Below are 21,927 nucleotides of genomic sequence, written 5' to 3'. Positions count from 1 at the left end.
CACCGCTCCATGACCACGCTGATATCCACCACGGACACCGTCACCCGCGACGCTCTCGCCGTCCTGCAGCCCGGATTCACCGGCACCACCGCCCCGGACTGGGTGCTGCGCCGGGTCGACGAAGGCCTCGCCTCCGTCGCCCTGTTCGGCCGCAACATCCAGACGGCCGAGCAGGTTGCCGCGCTCACGGCCCGGCTCAGGGCCGAGCGCGACGACCTGCTCGTCGCGATCGACGAAGAGGGCGGTGACGTCACCCGCCTCGAGGTGCGTACCGGCTCCTCCTTCCCCGGCAACCTCGCACTCGGCCACGTCGACGACGTGGCGCTGACCCGCGCGGTCGCACAGGAGCTGGGCCGCCGGCTCGCCGAGTGCGGCGTCAACCTCAACTGGGCGCCGTCCGCGGACGTCAACTCCAACCCGGGCAACCCGATCATCGGTGTGCGGTCCTTCGGCGCCGACACCGAGCTCGTGGCCCGGCACACCGCCGCGTACATCGAGGGCCTCCAGGCCGCCGGAGTCGCCGCCTGCACCAAGCACTTCCCCGGGCACGGCGACACCGCGATCGACTCGCACCACGCGATGCCGCGTATCGACGTGGACCTGGAGACGCTGTACGCCCGTGAACTGGTGCCCTTCCGGGCGGCCATCGCCGCGGGTTCCAAGTGCGTGATGAGCGCGCACATCCTGCTGCCCGCCCTCGACCCGGACCACCCCGCGACGGTGAGCCCGCGGATCCTCACCGGTCTGCTGCGCGAGGAGCTGGGGTACGACGGCCTGATCGTCACCGACGCCGTGGAGATGCAGGCCATCGCCGGGACGTACGGCATCGAGCGCGGTTCCGTCCTCGCGATCGCCGCGGGGGCCGACGCCCTGTGCGTCGGTGGCGGCCTGGAGGACGACGGCACGGTGCAGCGGCTGCGCGACGCGCTGGTCGCGGCGGTGCGCAGCGGTGAACTCGCCGAGGAGCGGCTCGCGGACGCGGCCGCACGGGTACGTGCCCTCGCGTCCTGGACGCGGGGGGCCGAGCAAGCCGGTTCGGAGTCGGGCACGGCAGTGCAGCGGGGGACCGCGCCCGGCACCGGGATCGGTTCCGACATCGGCCTGGTCGCCGCCCGCCGTGCGGTGAAGGTGACCGGCTCCGCCGAGCCGCTGACCGACCCCGCTTACGTTGCCGCGTTCACCTCCGAGTCGAACATCGCGGTCGGCGACGAGACCCCGTGGGGTGTCGCCGCGGAGCTGGGCCGGCTGCTGCCGGGCACGGAGACCGACACGTACAGCAGCGAGACCGAGGCACCTGTCGCCGCCGTGCTGCGGGCCGCGGGGGAGCGGCGCATCGTCGTGGTCGTCCGCGACGTCCACCGCCATACCTGGATGGCCGAGACCCTCGACGCCCTGGTGGCGGAGCGCCCCGACATGGCCGTGGTCGAAATGGGCGTCCCGCAGGCGGCCCCCAGGGGCGCCCTGCACATCGCCACCCACGGCGCGGCCCGCGTCTGCGGCCTCGCGGCCGCGGAGATCATCGCCAGCGGTACGGACCGCCCCCAGGCCTGACAGCAAGGCGTGATGCAGCACGAGGGGCCGCATCACGCCTGCCCCACCCCCGGCCGGCCCAACGCCCGTTCAGATGGACGGGCGTTGACTGCTGCACGGCCAATCCAAGCCGACCGGGCAATTCAGCCGCTCCGGCAGGTCCAGCCCGCCCGGCGCTTGAGGACACCCCGTTCACGGTGGACGTGCCTTCCCGTGGCGTGGGGGCCAATTCAAGCCGCTCCGGCAAGTCCAGCCGGTCCGGCGCTTGAGGACACCCCGTCCACCCCGACACGCCTCGCCACGGCGAGAGGGTCAAATCAAGCCCGTCCGGCGATTGAGGACAAGTACGTCCGCAGGACGCGTAACGGCATACGAGAGGGCCGGGGCACGCGCCACGCGTGCCCCGGCCCTCTCCCTGCGTCCGGGACGACTAAAGACCCTGCCACAGCGGCTTCGCCGCATACGTGGCGCGGAAGTAGTGCGCCAGCTTCAGCTTCGACGCGGCAGCCTCGTCCACCACCACCGTCGCATGCGGATGCAACTGCAGCGCCGACGCTGGCACGATCGAGGCCACCGGCCCCTCCACCGTCTTCGCCACGGCGTCCGCCTTGCCCTCGCCGGTGGCGAGCAGGATCGGGTGGCGGGACTCCAGGATGGTGCCGATGCCCTGGGTGATCACATGGTGCGGCACCTGCGTGATGTCGTTGTCGAAGAAGCGCGCGTTGTCGACCCGGGTCTGCTCGGTGAGCGTCTTGATCCGGGTACGGGAGGCGAGCGAGGAGCACGGTTCGTTGAAGCCGATGTGCCCGTCGGTGCCGATGCCGAGGAGCTGCAGGTCCACCCCGCCGGCCTCGGCGAGCGCCTTGTCGTACGCCTGGCAGGCGGCCAGGACATCTTCGGCGGAGCCGTCGGGGCCCATGAAGGACGCCTCGGACAGGCCGAGCGGTTCGACGACCTCGCGCAGCACCACGGAGCGGTAGGACTCGGGGTGGCCCGCCGGCAGCCCGACGTACTCGTCGAGCTGGCAGATGCGGGCGCGCGAGGCGTCCACGGCGCCGGAGCGGACCTTGGCCGCCAGCGCCTGGTAGATGGGCAGCGGGGTAGAGCCGGTGGCAACGCCGAGAAGGGCGTCGGGCTTGCGGCTCAGCAGGGCGCCGATGGCCTCCGCGATGAGTTCGCCGCCTGCCTTGGCGTCCGGGACGATGACAACTTCCACGCGGGGCCTGCCGATCTGAAGAGTTGAATCATGTGGTATAGACCAATCAGGGTCCAATCTAGCAGAATCCGGTAACGCGGACACGACGGCTCCACCCTCCGGCACCGATCTGCTGCACGGCCCGCTCGCCATGGTCGACAACATCTCCCCAGTGATCGCCGTCGTCACGGACGGCCGGGGCGGCCAGGCCCTCCAGTCGGCCCTGGACCGGCTGCGCGGCCGTGGCGCGGACCTTTTCGTGGTCGGCCCCGAGGCTCAGGTGGAGGCGGCGTCCGCGGGCTTCGTGCTGCCGACGGCCGGGGTCGCCGAAGAGGTCCAGCCGATCCTGGAGATCCTGCCGCTGCAGGTGCTGGCATACGAGGTGACGATCGCCCGCGGTCGGGACCCGGACGCGCCGCGTGCGCCGGCCAAGGTCACCGAGACCCGCTGATCACGGGGCGGGGCACGGGCGACGCCCGTAGAACACCCGCGGGCCGCGGCGCCGGGGCGGGACCCTCAGCCCGTCCGGCACCGCAGCCCGGAGTTGCTCGGCCGGCGGTGTGCGGTGCCCCCGGCCGGGGAGAGGTGCCTGCGCAGTCAGGGCAGAGAGCGCGGGTACCTCGATCCACTCTCCTGTGCGGGGAGAGCGGAAGCTCTGTCTTGAGCATTGTGGACTAGACCATTCGCCCGTGTCCATCCATCGGACGGCCGCAATTTTCCGGGCCCCCACCCTTACACGTACGGCCGGGTCGTTCGGTTCGGAACCATTGCCCGTCCGCGGGTACGCTCGCACACGTGCCCTCCATGAACGACCTCGTCCGCCAGCACACAGCCCTCAGTGAAACCGACCTGGAGTGGCTGCATCTGCTGGTCTCGGAGTGGCAGCTGCTCTCCGATCTGTCCTTCGCCGACCTCGTGCTGTGGGTTCCCACCCGCGACGGCACCCGCTATGTGTCCGTGGCCCAGATGCGGCCCAACACCGGTCCCACCTCCTACCAGGACGACATGGTCGGCCACTTGGTGCCGCGCGGCCGTCGCCCACTGCTCGACGCGGCGCTGGACGAGGGCCGGATCGTGCGCGAGGGCGACCCGGAGTGGCGCGAGGAGGTGCCGGTACGGGTCGAGTCGATCCCCGTACGCCGTGAGGGCCGGGTCCTCGGAGTCATTGCCCGCAACACCAACCTCCTGACCGTCCGTACACCGTCCCGGCTGGAGCTCACCTACCTCCAGTCGGCCTCCGATCTGGCCCAGATGATCGCCGCCGGGTCCTTCCCGTTCCCCGGCCAGCAGGTCGACATGGACGCATCGCCGCGCGTCGGCGATGGGCTGATCAGGCTCGACGCCGACGGAGTCGTCCAGTACGCCAGCCCCAACGGTCTCTCCGCGTACCACCGCCTCGGCCTCGCCTCCGACCTGGTCGGCCAGCACCTGGGCGGGATCACAGCCGAACTCGCTCCCTCCCGCGGCCCGGTTGACGAGGCCCTGGTCAAACTCGCCAGCGGATACGCGCCCCGTGAGTTCGAGGTCGAGTGCGCGGGCGGGGTGATCCAGCTCCGGGCGATCCCGCTCAAGCCCAAGGGGGTCAGGATCGGTTCCCTGGTCCTTCTCCGGGACGTCACCGAACTGCGCCGACGCGAGCGGGAGTTGATCACCAAGGATGCCACCATCCGGGAGATCCACCACCGGGTGAAGAACAACCTCCAGACCGTCGCTGCCCTGTTGCGGCTCCAGGCCCGCCGGATGGACTCCGCCCAGGGCCGCGAGGCGCTCAACGAGGCGGTAAGGCGTGTCGGTTCGATCGCCATCGTTCATGAGACGCTGTCCCAGAATCTGGACGAGCGGGTGGAGTTCGACGAGATCGCCGACCGGGTCATCGCGATGGTCGCCGAGATCTCCCCGGGCAAGGTCACCTGTCGCCGTACGGGACGCTTCGGCATTCTCGACGCCGAAGTGGCCACACCGCTGGCGATGGTGCTCACCGAGGTTCTGCAGAACGCCCTGGAGCACGCCTTCACCCTCGCCGAGTCCGGCACGGTGGAGGTGTCGGCGGTGAGCGGCGGTTCCTCCGCCGGGACGCGGCTGCTGATCACGATCCAGGACGACGGCTGCGGACTGCCCGAGGGATTCGACCCGCAGCGCGCCGGCAACCTGGGGCTGCAGATCGTGAGGACGCTGGTGGAGGGCGAGTTGAGCGGCACCTTCGGCATGGTCCCCGCCCCGGACCGCGGCACCCGGGTCGTCCTCGACATCCCGGTCCGCGCCGAGAAGTAGCCCGGCTGTCGGCAAGGAATGAACACAGCAGTGAGCCCGGACCGTTGATCACGGTCCGGGCTCACTGTTCATGCATGCGCTTCGGGGGTACTGCGCGCTGCGACTCGGGGGGCGGGGTTGTGCGTACGCTCTGTACGCGCCGCCTGGCTGAGGCTCGTAGCGGTGGCGTCGGATCAGGCGCTGGCGTTACGCGCCCGGTTGCGAGCGGCACGGCGCTTCATTGCGCGGCGCTCGTCCTCGCTGAGGCCACCCCAGACGCCGGAGTCCTGGCCGGACTCGAGCGCCCACTGCAGGCACTGCTCCATGACGGGGCAGCGACGGCAGACGGCCTTGGCTTCCTCGATCTGCAGCAGCGCAGGACCGGTGTTGCCGATGGGGAAGAACAGCTCGGGGTCTTCCTCACGACAAACGGCGTTGTGACGCCAGTCCATGGCTGCTACCTCTCCTTGGTATTACATACTGTTGCTTGTGAATGTGAACGCTTTCACGAATCCCCCCGCAAGTGATGGGCCGACGCCCAGATGAACTGGTTGTGGTCCTGTGAAGTGAGGAGGGGTTCTGGCTCTCAGTGGAGGCCGTTGTTGCGGGCCGTCCCGATCGCCATGTAGAGATTCGCAAACCTCGGCTGCGGATACAACCCCTTCTGGAAACTTTTTTTTGATTCCTCGGTGTCGACTAGGTCACAGCCGTACTTCTATGGGGTGGAGCCCAGCCCAAACGTTCGAGTTAAAGGACTTTGGTCCCTTCCACTCACACAATCACACGCAGTGCACGGCGTACGCCTGTGAACGTCACACTGGTACGCACTCCCAGGTGGTCGCCGTCCATCTGGAAGGGCAGTGGCACCTTTGAATGCAAGGTGAAGTCCGTGAGGTCATGGAGTGAAACGGCGTGCTTGCCGGACGGGCCCTTCTCCGGGCTCGAAGTGAGCAGCTGGGTGCCGTAGCGGGCGACCGCCGGGGCGGAGAGCCGCTTCAGTCCGAGCACGTCCAGGCCGGTGTCGAAGGTGGCCTTCGGGGACGCGTACATGGGGCGATTCCCCAGGTAGGTCCACGGAGCAGTGTTGGAAATTATGGACAGTGCGAGGTCGGTGACCGGTTCCTGTCCGGGCGTCTCCAGTGTCATCACCCCGTGCCGGCGGTGCGGCTCCTCCAGGTATTGCCGGATCACCTGGCGCACATACAGCGCATGTGTCGAGCGCTTGCCGCGTTCGCGTTGCTGTTCGACCCGGCCGACCACGCCCGCGTCGAATCCGAGCCCGGCGCAGAAAGTGAACCAGCGCTCCGGAACCGACTCGTCCTCGGTGCCCGGAGTGCCGGCCGCCAGCCCGAGACCGACCGTGCGTTCGGTGTGGTTGGCGAGTGCGTCCAGGATCGCGCCGGTCGCCTCCACCGCATCGTTGGGCAGGCCCAGGGCACGCGCGAAAACGTTGGTGGAGCCACCGGGAACCACCGCGAGACTCGGCAGGTTGTCCAGGTCGGGGCCGTTGTGGAGCAGACCGTTGACGACCTCGTTGACCGTGCCGTCGCCGCCCAGAGCGACCACGAGGTCGATCTCTCCGGAGTCTGCGGCCTGCCGCCCCAGGTCCCGGGCGTGGCCCCGGTACTCCGTGGTCACGGCCTCCAGCTTCATCTCGCTGGCCAGCGCGTGGATGAGCACATCACGCGTCCGCGCACTGGTGGTGGTAGCAGCTGGATTGACCACAAGGAGTGCGCGCATGACGGCCAGACTACCTACCGCGTGGTATCGCTCTGAAGTCCTGCCCCATGACCTTCACGCTCGGTGACGGTCCGGGTGCTGCGGGGCGGCCGGTCGTCCGTTCCCGTACCGATTCCGACCCCGGCTTCGCTTTCGCGGCGCCGGGATGCCAACCTGCAAGGGTGAGTACTCAGCAGAACACGCCCGCCTCGTCGCCCTCGCCGAGGCTCGAACCGGCAAAGCCGAGCAGGATCACTCTCGTTGCCGGACTCACCGCCCTGGAAGGAGCGGCGCTGGCCATCGGCGGGATCTACATGCTGGTCATGGGTCTGCTCGGACGACCCGAGAGCCCGCAGCAGGCGGAGATGGGCGGTCTGACGCTGATCGCGCTTGCCCTGATCCCGCTGTTCGCCGCCCGTGGACTGCTGCGGCGGCGCAGCTGGAGCCGCGGCCCCGCGCTCATCACGCAGATCATCGCGCTTCCGGTGGCCTGGACGCTGCTGAGGTCGCACGGCGTACTGATCCCGGCCGGGATCGTCCTCGCCGCGGTGACCCTGACGGCGCTCTACCAGCTGGTCAGGCCGACGACCGTCGAGGCACTCGGCATTCGCCGGCCGGGCACCGCGCCGGACGCCTGAGCCGGATGCCCGGTGTCCGGGCGAGGCGGCCTCCGGGTGCCGACGACTCCACGGGCGCAGGTGCTGCACGCACGAGCCGACCGCCGGGCGCCGCTGCGCCGCGCGGGCACGGCGGTTTCCGCCGCCCTCCCGCGCCCGAACGGGCCCTTCGCGCTACTCCTCGACGAGCAGCCGCTCGCGCAGCTGCGCCAGTGTGCGGGCCAGCAGTCGCGAGACGTGCATCTGCGAGATGCCGACCTCCTGCGCGATCTGCGACTGGGTCATGTTGCCGAAGAAGCGCAGCAGCAGAATCCGCTTCTCGCGCGGCGGCAGGTCCTCCAGCAGCGGCTTGAGCGACTCCCGGTACTCGACACCCTCCAGCGCCTCGTCCTCGGAGCCCAGCGTGTCCGCGACCGCCGGTGACTCGTCGTCCGTGTCCGGCACGTCCAGCGAGAGCGTGCTGTACGCATTGGCCGATTCCAGGCCCTCCAGGACCTCTTCCTCGGAGATGCCCAGCCGCTCCGCCAGCTCGTGCACCGTCGGCGAGCGGCCGTGCTGCTGGGAGAGTTCGGCAGTGGCCGTGGTGAGCGAGAGCCGCAGCTCCTGGAGCCGGCGCGGCACCCGGACCGCCCAGCCCTTGTCACGGAAGTGGCGCTTGATCTCGCCGACGACCGTGGGGGTCGCGTACGTCGAGAACTCGACGCCGCGGTCCGGGTCGAACCGGTCCACCGACTTGATCAGGCCGATCGTGGCGACCTGGGTCAGATCATCCAGCGGCTCGCCGCGATTGCGGAACCGGCGGGCCAGATGCTCCACGAGCGGCAGATGCATCCGCACCAGCTGATTGCGCAGCTCCGCCTTCTCGGCCGACCCGTCGGGAAGCTTGCGCAGTTCGATGAACAGCGCCCGCGCCCCGCTGCGGTCGTGTGGATCGTGGTGCCCGTGCTCGCTCATCTGGCCTGCCTGCTCCGCCTGCGGCTGCTCCACCGCGACCGTACGGCCCGCAGGGCCGTCCGCCCCGTCCACCGGATGGGGCAGGGCCTGCTGTTCCGGGATGCCTGCTGCGCGCACCACCCCTGGTCGGATCGTCTCGTCCCGCACAGGACCGTCCCCGTTCCCGTTGCTCACGCCGGCCCGGGTCCCGCGCCGCGCTGTTTGTAGAGGCTGATGCTGACAGTACGGTCGTCGGCGACCGAGGAGTCGACCTTTCCGGCCAGTGCGGAGAGCACCGTCCATGCGAAGGTGTCCCGCTCCGGCGCCCGGCCGTCCGTCGTCGGGGCCGACACCGTCACTTCGAGAGAATCCTCGATGAGCCGGAAGACGCAGCTGAGGACGGAGCCCGGCACGGCCTGCTGAAGCAGGATCGCGCAGGCCTCGTCGACCGCGATGCGAAGATCCTCGATCTCGTCGAGAGTGAAGTCCAAGCGCGCTGCGAGACCGGCCGTCGCCGTACGCAGCACCGACAGGTAGGCACCCGCAGCGGGCAGCCGGACCTCTACGAAGTCCTGATTCCCGGGCTCGCCTGCGATCTGGGACACCCTCACCTCCAAGGTGGCACAAACTCTTTCGAGGATCCGGGAAGGGTGCCCCGGAGCCATGCGGTACGTCTTCGGTTCTGGTCCGGCGACGCTATCGCGATCCATGATGCCGTGTCGCCGGACCCCCAGCCCATGGCTGTCACTCATGGTAAGCCCATGAGTACACACAGTGGGTAGAGGTCTGCGACGGTCAATTACGAACAACCGGCGCCGGTTTGACGTACCCAGGCGTCAGACGATCGAACCGTCCTCGAAGCACCAGCGCCAGCTTTCGCCCGCCTCGAAGCTCCGCATCACAGGATGACCGGTCTCCTTGAAGTGCGCGGTGGCGTGCTGCAGCGGCGACGAATCGCAGCAGCCGACATGACCGCAGAGCAGACAGAGCCGTAGCTGCACCGGGTGGGTGCCCGCCTCGAGGCACCCGAGGCAGGTCTCGCTGAGCGGGGCCGGCTCGGGGCGCGGCAGTTCGGACACGTGCGCGCAGTCACTCATGATTGTCAGGTTACGACGGATGCGAGGACCGTGAAATGGATGCATTGCCGCTGGTGGCATTGGTCGCGGCCAGTGCGGCCGTGGCGGGGGCCGCCCGCCGTACCCCTGTGCCGGCCCCCCTGTTGCTGGTCACGGTGGGGCTGATCGCCTCGTATCTGCCCGGGGTGCCGACGTACACCCTGGACGCGCACATCGTGCTGCCGTTGCTGCTGCCGCCGTTGCTCTATACGGCGGCCGTCGACAGCTCGTACCTCGATCTGCGGGCCAATCTCCGGCCGGTCGCGCTGCTCTCCGTGGGTTACGTCCTGTTCGCGACCGTCGCGGTCGGCTGGCTGGCGTACCGCCTCGTGCCGGACCTGCCACTCACCGCCGCGCTGGTGCTCGGCGCGGTCGTCGCCCCGCCGGACGCCGTCACGGCCGCCGCGATCGCCCGCCGGGTCGGGCTGCCCGGCCGGGTCACGACGATCCTGCAGGGCGAGTCCCTGGTGAACGATGCCACCGCGATCACCGCCTACAAGGTGGCCCTCGCCGCCGCCGTCGGCGAGGGCATGAGCTGGGGTGCCGGGATCGGCGAATTCCTCCTCGCCGCGGTCGGCGGCGTCGTGGTCGGCCTGGCGCTGATGGTGCCGCTGCACTGGCTCCGTACGCACCTCAAGGAAGCCCTGCTGCAGAACACGCTGTCGCTGCTGATCCCCTTCGTGGCGTACGCGGCGGCCGAACGCGTACACGCCTCCGGAGTGCTCGCCGTGGTCGTCGTCGCGCTCTATCTGGGCCACCGCTCCTGGCAGGTCGACTTCGCGACCCGGCTTCAGGAAGCGGCCGTCTGGAAGATGGTCGCGTTCATCCTGGAGTCCGCGGTCTTCGCGCTGATCGGGCTCCAGCTGCCCTTCGTGCTGAAGGGGCTCGGCACATACGCCGTGGCAGACGCCCTCTGGTACGCGGTGGCCGTGTTCCTCGCCGTCGTCGTGGTCCGCTTCATCTGGGTCTACCCGGCGACGTATCTGCCCAGGTGGCTGTCGAAACGGATCAGGGAGCGCGAGACCGAGACCGACTGGACGGCGCCGCTGATCGTCGGCTGGGCCGGGATGCGCGGGGTCGTCTCGCTCGCCATCGCCTTCTCCATCCCCATGCTCACGACCGGCGGGCAGGCCTTCCCGGCCCGCAATCTGGTGTTGTTCCTGACCTTCACCACCGTCATCGGCACCCTCGTCGTCCAGGGGCTCAGCCTGCCGCTGCTGGTGCGCGTCCTGAAGCTTCCGGGGCGCGATGTGACCGCGGAGACGCTGGCCGAGGCGCAGGCGCAGAGCGAGGCGTCCACGGCCGCCGAGGCGCGTCTGGAGGAGCTGCTCACCGACCGGCGTAACTGGCTGCCGGGACCGCTCACCGACCGGCTGCGCACCGTCCTGGAGCGCCGCCGCAACGCGGTGTGGGAGCGGCTGGGCGCGGCCAATCCGGTGACCGGGGAGTCGGCGGACGACACGTACCGGCGCCTGGCCGGGGAAATGATCGAAGCCGAGCGCGAGGTCTTCGTACGGCTGCGGGACGAGCGCCAGATCGACGACGAGATGCTCCGCACGCTGCTCAGACGACTCGACCTGGAGGAGGCGGCGGCCTACCGGGAGGAGTCGGAAGCGCCCTGAGCGGCGGGATGCGCCTACGGCCGGCCCGTGACGACGGCCGCGACCGTGGTTCCCGGGGGGAACGCGCCCTCCTCGGCCAGCGCGGTGAGTGCGTAGAGCAGCTTGGCGACATAGAGGCGCTCGACGGGCAGCCCGTGCCGCTGCTCGAAGTCGTCCGCGAAGGCGTGCAGCTGCGGGGTCGTACGGGCGTAGCCGCCGAAGTGGAAGCGCTCGTCCAGGGACCACGACCCGGCGGGCCCGCCGAACGCCTCCTGCTGCAGTTCCCGCACCGCGTCACCGAGGAAACCGCCGCGCAGCACCGGGATGCCGAGGGCGCGCTGCCCCGGTGCGAGGCCGGCGGCCAGTCCGGCGAGGGTGCCGCCGGTGCCGCAGGCGACCGCGACCACATCGGCTGGGCCGCGCAGCTCGCGGCCCAGCTCCGTACAGCCCTGTGCGGCCAGGGCGTTGCTGCCGCCCTCCGGGATGACGCAGCATTCACCGAAGGCGCTCAGCAGTCCCGCCAGGACCTCTGGATCGGCCTTCGCACGGTATGTCGTACGGTCCACGAAATGCAGGGTCATCCCGTCGGCGGCGCAGCGGGCGAGCGAGGGGTTGAGGGGGCGGCCGGCCAGTTCGTCACCGCGTACGACCCCGATGGTGGGGAAGCCGAGCAGCCGTCCGGCGGCGGCGGTGGCGCGCAGATGGTTGGAGTACGCGCCGCCGAAGGTCAGCACGGTGCGCCCGGCGGCGGCCCGCAGGTTGGGGGAGAGTTTGCGCCATTTGTTGCCCGGAGGGTACAGCTCCACTGGTCCAAGTGCGGCCGTATCCCAGTCCAGCGTGGTGTGAATGAGATCGTCCCGCTTGAGCAGCAGCCGAACGCCCTGGCGGGCGAATCGGTCGTCGTGGACTTCTTCCAGGGGGGAGGGCGGCCGGGGCTGGAGTGCAAGGGCGAGATTTGGGGGCTGGCTCACCCTGTCATTGTCGCTCTGACCGTTGGCCGCGCGTTCACGGCGTCCGGGGTACGCCCCGGTTCCACAGTTCCTCGGCGTGCTCGGCGAACCTGTCGAACATCCCGCTGTCGCCCTGGCGGCGCAGATGCAGGAGAGGCGAGTCGTGGCCGACGAGCCGGGCCAGGTGGGGTGTCACGAGTGCGTCGTGGTCGAACCTGAACACGGACAGGGACACGTGGTTCACGGCATCCTCGGCGCTGCTGAATCGCGTTTCCAGGCCCTCCAGCGGACCAAGCCGTCCCAGGTGCTCCAGGCTGATCCGGATGCGCGTTGCGACGCTCAGGGCGACGTCCTCGATGGCCTCACGCTGGCGGGTCACTTCCCCGTCGGGATCACCGAGCAGGAAGCGCACCCGGCATCCCTCTGAGATCTTCCTGCGCAGTGTGTCGACGAATGCGGGTTGCTCCAGCCACACGAAGTAGTTCGTGTATCCGGCCAGGAAGATGTCCGTCGTGGCACCTTCGATCAGTTCGCCCCACACCGTCGACGGGCAGGCCGATCGGTACGGGTATGCGTGTACCAACTCGCGGTCGTGACCGGTCTTCACGCGTTCCTGTACGGCCTTCGGCCAGATCATCTCTTCGTCCACCTTCAGCGCCCGGCACGCGTCGACACGGTTCCTTGCATGAGGTACCAACTCGGCATCGGCCAGCCACCGTTCCACGGTCTTGGGTGCCACGCCGATGCGGGCGGCGAGTTTCCGTGGCGAGAGCTTGGCGTCTGCCATAGCCGATCGTAGAGCGACGTTCAAGACTTCCCCCAGCGACGTTCGGGCCTTTTTGAACCGTAGCGCTCAACGGTCCAACCGTCCGTGGTTCGTCGCGAGATACGTCCGCAAGGGGCGAGCAGCATCGCAGCCATGACGGCACACAGGACGACGATGGACAAGCCCGTGCACCTTCAGCTCCCTCCGGAACCTCCCCGAGCGGCGGAGGGGTGCGATGTGTGCGCGGCCCTGGTCGAGCAGAGGCAGGAGGCCAGGGAGCGAGGCGACTACTCGGCCGAGACGGACGCGAACGTGGAGATCCGTAACCACCCTCACAGGAGGAGGGGACGCCGACGATGACACAGGGTGCGAGGAGGATGCAGATGCGGCAGTGGCGCGAGGGCCGCAAGGTGGCCGAGGACGCCACGGAGGCGCTGAAGGCAGCTTTCGCGGCATGCGGCCTCCGTGCCGACCGGATCGGCCACCTGCGGCCCGTGGTGACTCACTCGGGGCGGCCCCACGTCCATCTGGGGACGCTCCCCGCCGACATGGTGGAGTGCCTGGCAGAGGCTCTCAGGCGCTGTCAGCCGCCGACGCCGTAGCGGTCTTCTGGCAGAACCGAGCGCCCATCGGTAGCCAGCGGCTGATGATGAACGCAGGCCCGAGGCTGATCGGCTTAACTTCTCTCTGCTTATTCAAGGGCGCGCCTTCGGCGCGCCGGGCGGCCAAGTCGCCTCGGCCGGGCATGCGGCCTGGCGGCCGGTCCCGACCGAACGACAGCCGCATCGCTGCCCGAGCCGCAGGGAAAGTAGCCGCCGATCGCATCGTGCGCCCCTCCTCCGCTGCTTCGGCGGGGCGCCGACCTTCCAGAGGCCGTGCGGCTGGGGCGGGCGGCGCCGTGAGGCTCTACTGATCGTTTCAGAATCATGTTCAGAGCTGAGGACCGCGGCGGGGCTGTGACTGGAGTGGTATTGCAGGTGCCGTCAGATGCCTTCGGTTTCTTCCTGGGGAGTGACGAGACAGAAGGGGTGGCCGACGGGGTCGGCGTACACCCGGTACCCGATTGGCTTGTCTGACCCGTCAAGCAGTGTGGCGCCCAGTGCAAGTACCTGTGGCTCAGCTACGTCGAGATCCGTGACCATGACGTCAATGTGCATCTGTTGGGGGTGTTCAGGGTCGGACCATTGCGGCCGCCGGTAGTCGTCGACCTTTTGAAACGCCACGACTTCCGTACCTGACGTGCTACCGAGCACGACGAACTCAGGAGTGTCCTCCAGTCGTGAGAGCGACAGCAGTTTCTCGTAGAAGGCGGCGAGCGCGGACGGGTCGGGGCAGTCGATGACGGTGGTCCACAGATGTCCGATCATCTCGCCGAGTATGCCGCGTGATGCTGACGCCCGCTCCGACGCGCACCGGCTCACCGTCCGGCCCCATCAGCGGCTCATCCCAGATCAGCCCGACTAACACCAGTCGGCTTGTATCTGGGGAGATCGGGGTGGATCGGATCGCCTCGTTGTCGGACGTGAGGCGCTTCTCGGCGACGACGGCGCGCAGTACGTCGTCGTCGCCGAGTCCGGCGTGGTTGGCGCGGCCGTAGCCGACCAGGTGGATCCGGCCGTCCTTGGCGATCACGCCGTGGCACAGCGGGCCGGGCAGCTCCGGACAGCCGTCGCGGCAGATGCGGACGGTGGAGGCGGTGCCGCCGGTGGCCGTGTGGTGGATCATCACGCCGCTGACCGGGCCTCAGGGTCTCCGGCCCATCCCCGGACCGGTTGTTCGGGCCGTGTGCGAGCCGATCCGGTCAATTCCGCGAGCAGTGGGCCGGGTTCAGCCCTGGGCGAGCCACAGGTCGGGGCCGAACACCTCGTAGTGGATGTCCGCCGCCGGGACGCCCTTGGCCAGCAACTGGGTACGTACGGCGCGCATGAAGGGCAGTGGTCCGCAGAGGTAGGCGTGGGTGCCGGGGGCGATCGCGAGGCCGCTCAGGTCGACCCGGCCGGTGCGGTCGGCGGGGTGGCCGGGCTCCGGGGTCTCGTACCAGAAGTGGGCGATGGCGTCGGGGAGTTTGCCGGTGAGCAGGGCGTGGTCGGTGCGCATCGCGTGGTCGGCGGGGGAGCGGTCGCCGTGCACGACGGTGACCGGGGCGCGGTGTCCGGTCGCCGCGAGGTGTTCCAGCATCGACAGCATCGGGGTGCAGCCGATGCCCGCGGAGGCGAGCAGGAGCGGGGCGTCGGCGGAGTCGAGTACGAGATCGCCGTACGGGGCGGAGACGCGCAGCCGGTCGCCCGCTCCGACCTCGGCGTGCAGATGACGGGAGACCTCGCCGTCGGGCGAGCCGCCGCCGTGCACCCGCTTGACGGTGATCGAGCGGAGCGGGGAGCCGGGGGCGCTGGAGAGGCTGTACTGGCGGATCTGGCGGGCCCCGTCGGGGAGTTCCACCTGTACGGAGACGTACTGGCCGGGGCGGAAGGCGGGGGCGGGTGCGCCGTCTGCCGGGCGGAGCTGGAAGGTGGCGACATCCGCCGTCTCCTCGATCCGGGTGGTCACCTCCCACTCGCGCCACACGTCACCGGCGACGACGCCCTGCTGTGCGTACAGCCGCTCCTCGATCGAGATCAGGGCGCCCGCCATCAGCCAGTAGACCTCGTCCCAGGCGGCGGCGACCTGCGGGGTGACCGCGTCGCCGAGCACCTCGGCGATGGCGGCGAACAGATGGGCGTGCACGATGTCGTACTGCGCGGCGGTGACGCCGAGCGAGGCGTGCTTGTGCGCGATCCGGCTGAGCATCACGTCGGGGCGGGTGTCCGGGTGCTCGACCAGCTGGGTCGCGAAGGCGGCGATGGAGCCTGCGAGAGCCTGGCGCTGGGCGCCGGACGCCTGGTTGCCGCGGTTGAAGAGGTCACGCAGCAGCTCGGGGTGGGCGTCGAAGAGCTTGCGGTAGAAGAGATCGGCGATGTCTCCGATGGCCGCTCCCACGGCGGGGAGGGTGGCACGGACGGTGGCGGTCGACGTCGCGGAGAGCATCGGTGACTCCTGGGTTCTTGAATTGGTATCTGAGATTCGTATTTTTGGGCAGTGTGAAACCGGGCGATGGCGCCCGTGGTGCGGTGTGCGGTGGCTCAGTCGGCGGCCGGGCGGCCGCTGCTGATGCCGATGAGCAGCGGTCCGGTGGGGGAGGCGACGAGTTCGGTGACGGTGATCGGATCGAGCGAGGCGTAGAAGGCCTCCTCCGCCCGGTGCAGGGCGCCGCGCAGCCGGCAGGCCGACCGCAGGGGGCAGGGGGTGGCGCCCTCGCACTCGACGACGTCGCCGGGTCCCTCCAGCTTCCGGACGAGTCCGCCGATCGAGGCGGTCCGGCCCGCTCCGGTGAGGCTGAGTCCGCCGCCGCGGCCCCGGCGCGCCTCGATGAGGCCGAGGTGCTGGAGCTTGGCGACGACCTTCGCGGTGTGGGTGTACGGCACCTGCATGGTCGCCGCCACCTCCCGGGTGGTCGGCGGGTCCTCGTTCTCCACGACGGCGAGGCGCATCAGTACGCGCAGCGCCACGTCGGTGAATCTCGTCAGCCGCATGATGGACACGGTAGATAAGTTGCATCAGGGATGCAAATTAATGGGACCCGTGGACATCGCTGAGCGTTGTGCCCAGCCCAAAGCCCGAATAGTCACACTCTTTTGTGTAATGGCGTGGAGACTCTCCGTGCTGAAAGGCTTCTTCACGCAGGTCAGCCGATGATCGAGAGGACGTCAGATGTCCGTTGGTGAAGAGGTTCAGAACGCCCCGGTGCCGCCGCAGCAGAGCCTGGGCACGGCAGCGGCGCGGAACCTCGCGACGACCACCAAGTCCGCTCCGCAGATGCAGGAGATCACCTCACGGTGGCTGCTGAAGATGCTGCCATGGGTGCAGGTACAGGGTGGCACCTACCGGGTGAACCGCAGGCTGAGCTACTCGGTCGGGGACGGCCGGGTGACCTTCGTGCAGACCGGTGACCGGGTCGCGGTCATCCCCGCCGAGCTGGGAGAGCTACCCGCCCTGCGGGAGTTCGGCGACGAGGAGGTGCTCGGCGAGCTGGCCCGGCGGTGCGAGCAGCGTGAAATCGCCGCAGGCCAGGTATTGGCCGGCGCCGGGGACGCGGCGGACCGTGTCTTCCTGCTGGCGCACGGCAAGGTCGAGAAGGTCGGCACCGGCCCGTACGGGGACGAGACGGTGCTCGGGGTCCATGCCGACGGAGCCTACTTCGGCGACCACGCCCTGATCGACGGCGACGCCGTCTGGGAGTACACGGCCCGTGCCGTCACCGCCTGCACGGTGCTGACGCTGAGGCGGGCCGACGTGCTGAATCTCGCCGAGCGCGCGGATTCACTCCGCACCCATCTCGCCGGACTGCTCAGCATTCCGCAGCAGCGCACCAACAAGTACGGCGAGGCGGAGATCGATCTCTCCGCCGGCCATGTCGGCGAAGCCGTGGTCCCGCACACGTACGTGGACTATGAATCGGCGCCGCGTGAGTACGAACTGAGCGTCGCCCAGACCGTGCTGAAGGTCCACAGCCGGGTCGCCGACCTCTACAACCAGCCGATGAACCAGACCGAGCAGCAGTTGCGGCTCACGGTCGAGGCGCTGCGCGAGCGCCAGGAGCACGAGCTGATCAACAACCGCGAGTTCGGACTGCTCAACAACTGCGACTACGGGCAGCGCCTCCAGCCGCACGACGGGGCGCCCAGCCCCGACGACATGGACGAACTGCTCTCGCGCCGCCGCGGCTCGAAGCTCTTCCTCGCGCATCCGCGGGCCATCGCCGCATTCGGCCGTGAATGCAACAAGCGCGGTCTGGTCCCGGAGAGCGTGGAGGTCGGCGGCCACCATGTGCCGGCCTGGCGAGGCGTACCGATCTTCCCGTCCAACAAGATCCCGGTCACCGACGCCCGGACCACGTCGATCATCTGCATGAGGACGGGTGAGGCCGAGCAGGGCGTCATCGGACTCCAGCAGACCGGCATCCCCGACGAGATCGAGCCCAGCCTGTCGGTCCGGTTCATGGGCATCGACGAGCAGGCGATCATCTCCTACCTGGTGACGGCCTACTACTCCGCAGCCATCCTCGTACCGGACGCCCTCGGCGTACTGGAAAACGTCGAGGTCAGCCGCTGGCGGTAGCCCATCGGGGGCCCGGACGGCGATGTCCGGGCCCCCGTCAACCTCCGCCACCGGGCAGCCGTGCCCGGGGCGGCCTCGGGAGGACGCCCAGTGAAGACCCACCATGCACCCCAACCACCCACACCCCGGGCCCCGGGTGACAACGACCCGGCCGCCCTCGCAACGCAGGGCCATGAGGCCACAGCCCTCCTGGAGCAGACCCGCACCCTCGTCGATCCCCAACTGCACGCCGCCGTCGACTCCTTGCCCGGATCGATCCGCCGCGTGGCGATGTACCACTTCGGCTGGCAGCAGGCCGACGGCACCCCGTCATCGGGACGGGCGGGCAAGGCGATCAGGCCCGCGCTCGTCCTCGCCGCCGCCCGGGCGCTGGGCGGCGACCCGCAACGGGCGGTACGGGCAGCCGTCGCCGTGGAGCTGGCCCACAACTTCACCCTGCTGCACGACGACGTCATCGACGAGGACCGGACCCGTCGGCACCGGCCCACGGCCTGGGCGGTCTTCGGCATTCCGGACGCGGTCATCGCCGGTGACGCCATGCTCGCCCTCGCCCAGCGGCTGCTCGCCGAGGACACCGGCCCGGCCTCGGTCCGTGCCTCGGCGAGGCTCTCGACCTGTGTCATCGAGCTGTGCGCAGGCCAGCAGGCCGACTGCGCCTTCGAGGACCGCGGTCCGGACGAAGTCTCGCTGGACGAGTGCCTGGCCATGGCCACCGCCAAGACGGGCGCCCTGCTCGGCTGCGCCTGCGCACTCGGTGCGCTGTACGCCGGCGCGGGGGAGCGGGCGGTCGGCGCGATGGACGGATTCGGCCGGGAGGCGGGCCTCGCCTTCCAGCTCATCGACGATCTGATCGGCATCTGGGGGGATCCGGCACAGACCGGAAAGCCGGTCGGGGCGGATCTCGTCGCCCACAAGAAGTCCCTGCCTGTGGTCGCCGCGCTGACCTCCGGCACGCCCGCAGCGGCCGAACTGGCCGCGCTGTACCGGGGACCGATGAATACACCCGGTGAGGTGAGCCGTGCCGCCGATGCCGTCGACCGGGCCGGCGGCCGGGACTGGGCGCAGATCTGCGCGGCCGACCGGATGGCACGCGCGGTCCACCACCTGTCCCGGGCGGTCCCCGACCTGGCCCCGGCGGGCGATCTCCTGACCCTGGCGGAGTTCGTCACCCGTCGGACGCACTGAGCACGGAAAGGAGAGAGCGGTACGCGGGGCGGGATCGGAGGGGGCATGGAGAAAGGAGCGGAGAGCCGGGACCGGTGAAGGGGGCGGAGGAAGGAGAACGGAGCAAGGTGCCGAGGTCACAAGGCCCGTGAGACGAAAAGGAGGGCGACCGGGCGACTGTCATGGGCACGGGCTACAGTCCGTGCCCATGACAGATGAGTCATGGGCAGGGTGGTACCGGGACCGACAGGGTTCCGACGCCGTCATCCTCACCACCGACGGACAGCAACTCCGCCTCCGGACCAGGGGCATCGACTTCGAGGGCGAAAGCTTCGACGACCTCACCCCGGTGGCCGGCACACCACCGGCCGACGACCTGTTCGCCCTGGTGGACGGTGCGTTGGGCGACTGTGTCCTGGAGTGGGACCTGCCGCTCCCGGTCCTCTGGGACGGAGCCGTCCATCAGGCCACGCTCAGCTGCCTGTTGTCGCTGCGCCGCCCCGATCCGTATCTCTACCTGGAGCTGCAGTTCGGCGGGGCGGCCTACCGGTCCCATCGCGCAGAGAGCGACTTCGCGTCCGCCCTCGCCACGATCCAGCGCGCCCTGCCGCCCGGCGTGCGCCTGCAGACCTGCATCGCCTGCGCCTTCTCGGACTACTTCCCGACCCCCGGCCGCGGCCTTTCCGGCGGCCTCGCATGCTTCCGGGGCGCCAAGGACGCCTACCGCGGGGCGGCCGGTGAGGGCGATGTCATGGATCTGTGGGACCGGCGGACCGGATTCGTCCAGGAGGTCTGGAGCTGCCGCGAGTACGAGCCCCGCCCGGACCGGGGTGCCGGCACCGGGCACCGGGGCGCGTTCCCGCTGGAGCGGGCTTGATCTTCCCTGCCTGACCGGTTGTTGCCGCCCTCCGGTTGCTCGTCGGACTGTTCCTGACCACGACGAGGGCGGCCCGTACCTGATCCCACCATCCCGACGGCATGCCCTCAAAGCTTTGTCATAGCCCCATTGTTCTACTAACATGCAAACAATGGAGGTTTTCATGAAGCGTAAGAATCTGGGCCGCGCGACTCTCGTCGCCCTGCCGTTCCTGCTCGCGCTCGTCGCCGATCTGGTGCTGCTCGCCGTCTTCCGGGACCGGCTTCCCGGGCAACTGGCCAGTCACTTCCGGGCCGATGGCCGGGCGGACGGCTATGCGGGGCAGGTGTGGCACGCCGTGGCCAACGTTCTGCTGTTCGCCGTGATCGGTGCTCTGTGGGCCCTCACGGTGGTGCGGGGGAAGTTCTATGGGTGGGCCTACCGCTGGCTGGTCGCCGGTGGATATGCCTTCGCCGGATTCCTCGGCTGGGTGATGACAGCCGTGCTGCTCGCCAACGTGGATGCCGGTGAGAATGCGCAGGGGGAGGCGCAAGGTGTGTCGTTCCCGATGTGGCAGCTCGCCGTCGCCCTGGGGGTCGCCGCGCTCGCCGGAGGGCTCGGAATGGTGCTGGCCGCGCTCGGTCCCGTACCGAAGCAGCCGACCGCGACCGGGCAGGCCGGGGACGGTGCGCGGATCGCACTCGCCGACGGGGAGGTCGCCGGATGGGCGCGCAGCGCCGGGAGCTGGTGGCTGCCGCTGATCTCGCTCGCGCTCGTGGCCGGCGGGGTGGTGCTGCTGTTCGTCTCGGGCTGGGCGGCCGCGATTCCGCTGCTGCTCCTCGGTGTGCTGCTGGCCGCCTTCGCCCGGCCGTACGTGGTGGTGGACCGGCGCGGCATCACCATCTCGGGAATGCTGCCCTGGCCGCGCCTCAGAGTGCCGCTCGACCGGATCGAGGCCGCGAACAGCAGGGAAATCAACCCCCTTGCGGAGTACGGGGGCTGGGGCTACCGCATCCGTCCGGGACGGAGTGGTGTCATGATCCGCTCCGGTGAGGGAATTGTGGCGACACTGGCCGGCGGCCGGGACTTCGCGGTGACCGTCGACGACTCGGCGACCGGCGCCGCGCTCCTCAACACCCTCATCGACGAGCGCCGAGCGGAGCACTGACCATGCTCTTCCGGGTCGATCCCACCTCCACCGTGCCGCTCGGTGATCAGATCGCGGCGTCCGTGCGCCGCGCCGTCACCGAGGGGGCGGTGGTGCCGGGCGAGCGTCTGCCCGCCGCCCGGGTGCTCGCCGATTCCCTGGGGGTCAATGTCCATACGGTGCTGCGGGGTTATCAGCAGCTCCGCGAGGAGGGGCTGATCGAACTGCGCCGGGGGCGCGGTGCGGTCGTCACCGGCGGCGCGTCCCCGCACCGGGCCCGGCTGCTGGAGCGCGTACGCGAAGTGGTCGCGGACGCGCGTGAGCTGGGGATGACGGAGGACGAGCTGCTGACCCTGGTCCGTACCGCACTCAACAACCCGTAGGCCGGCGCAGGCCGTCCCAGCCCCAGCGCGGCGTCGGGCCGGGATCGCCGAGGTCCTCGCCGACCGGGGACGCCGACACGTCGCGGGCGACGCCCGTGCCCCAGTCGAAGTAATCCAGGACCCGGCGGCGCAGCAGCGCGTCGTCCGGGAGCTCCTTCTCGACGGCGTCCGTCATCAGCTCCATCCAGCGCAGCCGCTGCGGCTCGGTGATGGACAGCCCGAGGTGGGCGCGCAACAGGGCCTGGTGGCCGCCGTGTTGCCCGGTGAAGCCGGCCGGACCGTCGAAGATCTCGGCCAGCCAGACGGCGACATGCTCGATATGGGTCGGGGTGAAATCCGCGAAGACGGGTGCGAGCAGCGGATCCGCCAGCACGTTGTCGTAGAAGGTGTTGCTCAGCCGGCGCAGTGCGTCCATGCCGCCGACGGCTTCGTACAGGGATTCGGGACGCTCGCTCACGCTCGTACCTCCATGGGGGACGGCCCGCCTGCGGTGGCCGTTTCCAGCATCCCCCGGAACGAGTGGCACGCCCGGCCCGTTCGCTGCGGG

Annotated in this window: 22 protein-coding genes and 2 pseudogenes; 11 read left to right on the top strand and 13 right to left on the bottom strand. The window is 69.8% G+C overall.

What is annotated here, in order from left to right:
• The first annotated feature begins 9 nt into the window (after positions 1 to 9).
• Positions 10 to 1,551: a glycoside hydrolase family 3 protein gene (locus tag OG609_RS13360; RefSeq protein WP_327273008.1), complete on the top strand. Its 1,542-nt coding sequence runs from the start codon at positions 10 to 12 to the stop codon at positions 1,549 to 1,551.
• A gap of 409 nt (positions 1,552 to 1,960) precedes the next feature.
• Here the strand turns inward: OG609_RS13360 and nagB are convergent, their stop codons facing one another.
• Positions 1,961 to 2,746, bottom strand: a complete 786-nt coding sequence (nagB, locus tag OG609_RS13355; RefSeq protein WP_327273007.1) for a glucosamine-6-phosphate deaminase — start codon at positions 2,744 to 2,746, stop codon at positions 1,961 to 1,963.
• A 97-nt stretch (positions 2,747 to 2,843) separates the two neighbouring features.
• Here nagB and OG609_RS13350 point away from each other — a divergent pair.
• Together OG609_RS13350 and OG609_RS13345 are read left to right on the top strand one after the other, a co-directional pair.
• Positions 2,844 to 3,176 (top strand): annotated as a pseudogene (locus tag OG609_RS13350) (SIS domain-containing protein); the annotation flags it as partial.
• A gap of 353 nt (positions 3,177 to 3,529) precedes the next feature.
• Entirely contained in the window at positions 3,530 to 4,996 is a 1,467-nt protein-coding gene (locus OG609_RS13345; protein ID WP_327278036.1) for a histidine kinase N-terminal domain-containing protein, read from the top strand.
• A gap of 173 nt (positions 4,997 to 5,169) precedes the next feature.
• Here OG609_RS13345 and OG609_RS13340 read toward each other — a convergent pair whose 3' ends face one another.
• Both OG609_RS13340 and OG609_RS13335 read right to left on the bottom strand, forming a co-directional pair.
• Positions 5,170 to 5,427 carry a WhiB family transcriptional regulator gene (locus tag OG609_RS13340; RefSeq protein ID WP_003953983.1) on the bottom strand — a complete coding sequence of 86 codons (258 nt, stop codon included), beginning with the start codon at positions 5,425 to 5,427 and terminating at the stop codon, positions 5,170 to 5,172.
• 319 nt (positions 5,428 to 5,746) lie between these two features.
• Positions 5,747 to 6,715 (bottom strand): diacylglycerol/lipid kinase family protein, encoded by a 969-nt coding sequence (locus tag OG609_RS13335; protein WP_327273006.1) that lies wholly within the window; start codon positions 6,713 to 6,715, stop codon positions 5,747 to 5,749.
• Positions 6,716 to 6,876: 161 nt separating this feature from the next.
• Between OG609_RS13335 and OG609_RS13330 the strand changes: the two genes are divergently transcribed.
• Positions 6,877 to 7,332, top strand: coding sequence for a hypothetical protein (locus OG609_RS13330; RefSeq protein ID WP_327273005.1), 456 nt, complete (start codon positions 6,877 to 6,879; stop codon positions 7,330 to 7,332).
• Positions 7,333 to 7,485: 153 nt separating this feature from the next.
• Here the strand turns inward: OG609_RS13330 and OG609_RS13325 are convergent, their stop codons facing one another.
• The 3 genes from OG609_RS13325 to OG609_RS13315 all read right to left on the bottom strand — a co-directional run bounded on the left by OG609_RS13325 (position 7,486) and on the right by OG609_RS13315 (position 9,341).
• Positions 7,486 to 8,439, bottom strand: coding sequence for an RNA polymerase sigma factor SigF (locus tag OG609_RS13325; RefSeq protein ID WP_382896911.1), 954 nt, complete (start codon positions 8,437 to 8,439; stop codon positions 7,486 to 7,488).
• Positions 8,436 to 8,849 (bottom strand): anti-sigma regulatory factor, encoded by a 414-nt coding sequence (locus tag OG609_RS13320; RefSeq protein WP_073781878.1) that lies wholly within the window; start codon positions 8,847 to 8,849, stop codon positions 8,436 to 8,438. Before OG609_RS13320 ends, OG609_RS13325 begins: the two co-directional genes overlap by 4 nt.
• A gap of 231 nt (positions 8,850 to 9,080) precedes the next feature.
• Complete coding sequence (locus tag OG609_RS13315; RefSeq protein ID WP_327273003.1) at positions 9,081 to 9,341, bottom strand: UBP-type zinc finger domain-containing protein; 261 nt, start codon at positions 9,339 to 9,341, stop codon at positions 9,081 to 9,083.
• 35 nt (positions 9,342 to 9,376) lie between these two features.
• On the opposite strand from OG609_RS13315, the gene OG609_RS13310 reads away from it, so the two are divergent.
• A complete protein-coding gene (locus tag OG609_RS13310; RefSeq protein ID WP_327273002.1) occupies positions 9,377 to 10,981 on the top strand; it encodes a Na+/H+ antiporter in 1,605 nt (534 codons plus the stop codon).
• Between the two features lie 14 nt (positions 10,982 to 10,995).
• Here OG609_RS13310 and OG609_RS13305 read toward each other — a convergent pair whose 3' ends face one another.
• Together OG609_RS13305 and OG609_RS13300 are read right to left on the bottom strand one after the other, a co-directional pair.
• A complete protein-coding gene (locus OG609_RS13305; protein WP_327273001.1) occupies positions 10,996 to 11,931 on the bottom strand; it encodes a 1-aminocyclopropane-1-carboxylate deaminase/D-cysteine desulfhydrase in 936 nt (311 codons plus the stop codon).
• Between the two features lie 34 nt (positions 11,932 to 11,965).
• Positions 11,966 to 12,697, bottom strand: coding sequence for an XRE family transcriptional regulator (locus OG609_RS13300; RefSeq protein WP_327273000.1), 732 nt, complete (start codon positions 12,695 to 12,697; stop codon positions 11,966 to 11,968).
• A gap of 362 nt (positions 12,698 to 13,059) precedes the next feature.
• Between OG609_RS13300 and OG609_RS13295 the strand changes: the two genes are divergently transcribed.
• Complete coding sequence (locus OG609_RS13295) at positions 13,060 to 13,278, top strand: hypothetical protein (RefSeq protein WP_327272999.1); 219 nt, start codon at positions 13,060 to 13,062, stop codon at positions 13,276 to 13,278.
• 381 nt (positions 13,279 to 13,659) lie between these two features.
• On the opposite strand, the gene OG609_RS13290 is transcribed toward OG609_RS13295, so the two are convergent.
• The 4 genes and pseudogenes from OG609_RS13290 to OG609_RS13275 all read right to left on the bottom strand — a co-directional run bounded on the left by OG609_RS13290 (position 13,660) and on the right by OG609_RS13275 (position 16,245).
• The gene (locus OG609_RS13290) at positions 13,660 to 14,043 is read right to left on the bottom strand and encodes a VOC family protein (protein WP_327272998.1); all 384 of its coding nucleotides are present in this window, start codon (positions 14,041 to 14,043) and stop codon (positions 13,660 to 13,662) included.
• 139 nt (positions 14,044 to 14,182) lie between these two features.
• A pseudogene (locus OG609_RS13285) lies at positions 14,183 to 14,419 on the bottom strand (peptidoglycan recognition protein family protein); the annotation flags it as partial.
• A gap of 84 nt (positions 14,420 to 14,503) precedes the next feature.
• On the bottom strand, positions 14,504 to 15,700 hold the full coding sequence (locus OG609_RS13280; protein ID WP_327272997.1) for a globin domain-containing protein: 1,197 nt from the start codon (positions 15,698 to 15,700) through the stop codon (positions 14,504 to 14,506).
• A 95-nt stretch (positions 15,701 to 15,795) separates the two neighbouring features.
• A complete protein-coding gene (locus OG609_RS13275; protein WP_327272996.1) occupies positions 15,796 to 16,245 on the bottom strand; it encodes an RrF2 family transcriptional regulator in 450 nt (149 codons plus the stop codon).
• A gap of 178 nt (positions 16,246 to 16,423) precedes the next feature.
• Here OG609_RS13275 and OG609_RS13270 point away from each other — a divergent pair, with 178 nt between their 5' ends.
• From OG609_RS13270 to OG609_RS13250, 5 genes are all read left to right on the top strand, one after another.
• A complete protein-coding gene (locus OG609_RS13270; protein ID WP_327272995.1) occupies positions 16,424 to 17,830 on the top strand; it encodes a family 2B encapsulin nanocompartment shell protein in 1,407 nt (468 codons plus the stop codon).
• A 189-nt stretch (positions 17,831 to 18,019) separates the two neighbouring features.
• Positions 18,020 to 19,015 (top strand): family 2 encapsulin nanocompartment cargo protein polyprenyl transferase, encoded by a 996-nt coding sequence (locus OG609_RS13265; protein WP_327278035.1) that lies wholly within the window; start codon positions 18,020 to 18,022, stop codon positions 19,013 to 19,015.
• Between the two features lie 187 nt (positions 19,016 to 19,202).
• Positions 19,203 to 19,871 (top strand): DUF6304 family protein, encoded by a 669-nt coding sequence (locus OG609_RS13260; protein ID WP_327272994.1) that lies wholly within the window; start codon positions 19,203 to 19,205, stop codon positions 19,869 to 19,871.
• A gap of 163 nt (positions 19,872 to 20,034) precedes the next feature.
• Positions 20,035 to 21,018: a DUF1648 domain-containing protein gene (locus tag OG609_RS13255; RefSeq protein WP_327272993.1), complete on the top strand. Its 984-nt coding sequence runs from the start codon at positions 20,035 to 20,037 to the stop codon at positions 21,016 to 21,018.
• Between the two features lie 2 nt (positions 21,019 to 21,020).
• Complete coding sequence (locus OG609_RS13250; RefSeq protein ID WP_327272992.1) at positions 21,021 to 21,380, top strand: GntR family transcriptional regulator; 360 nt, start codon at positions 21,021 to 21,023, stop codon at positions 21,378 to 21,380.
• Here the strand turns inward: OG609_RS13250 and OG609_RS13245 are convergent.
• Complete coding sequence (locus OG609_RS13245) at positions 21,367 to 21,837, bottom strand: group II truncated hemoglobin (protein ID WP_327272991.1); 471 nt, start codon at positions 21,835 to 21,837, stop codon at positions 21,367 to 21,369. The genes OG609_RS13250 and OG609_RS13245 overlap by 14 nt on opposite strands.
• Positions 21,838 to 21,927 lie beyond the last annotated feature (90 nt).

It is taken from the genome of Streptomyces sp. NBC_01224 (assembly GCF_036002945.1).
In the GTDB taxonomy this organism is placed as follows: domain Bacteria; phylum Actinomycetota; class Actinomycetes; order Streptomycetales; family Streptomycetaceae; genus Streptomyces.
Note: the sequence above shows the minus strand (reverse complement) of the source record. Positions and strands in the feature narration are given on the sequence as shown.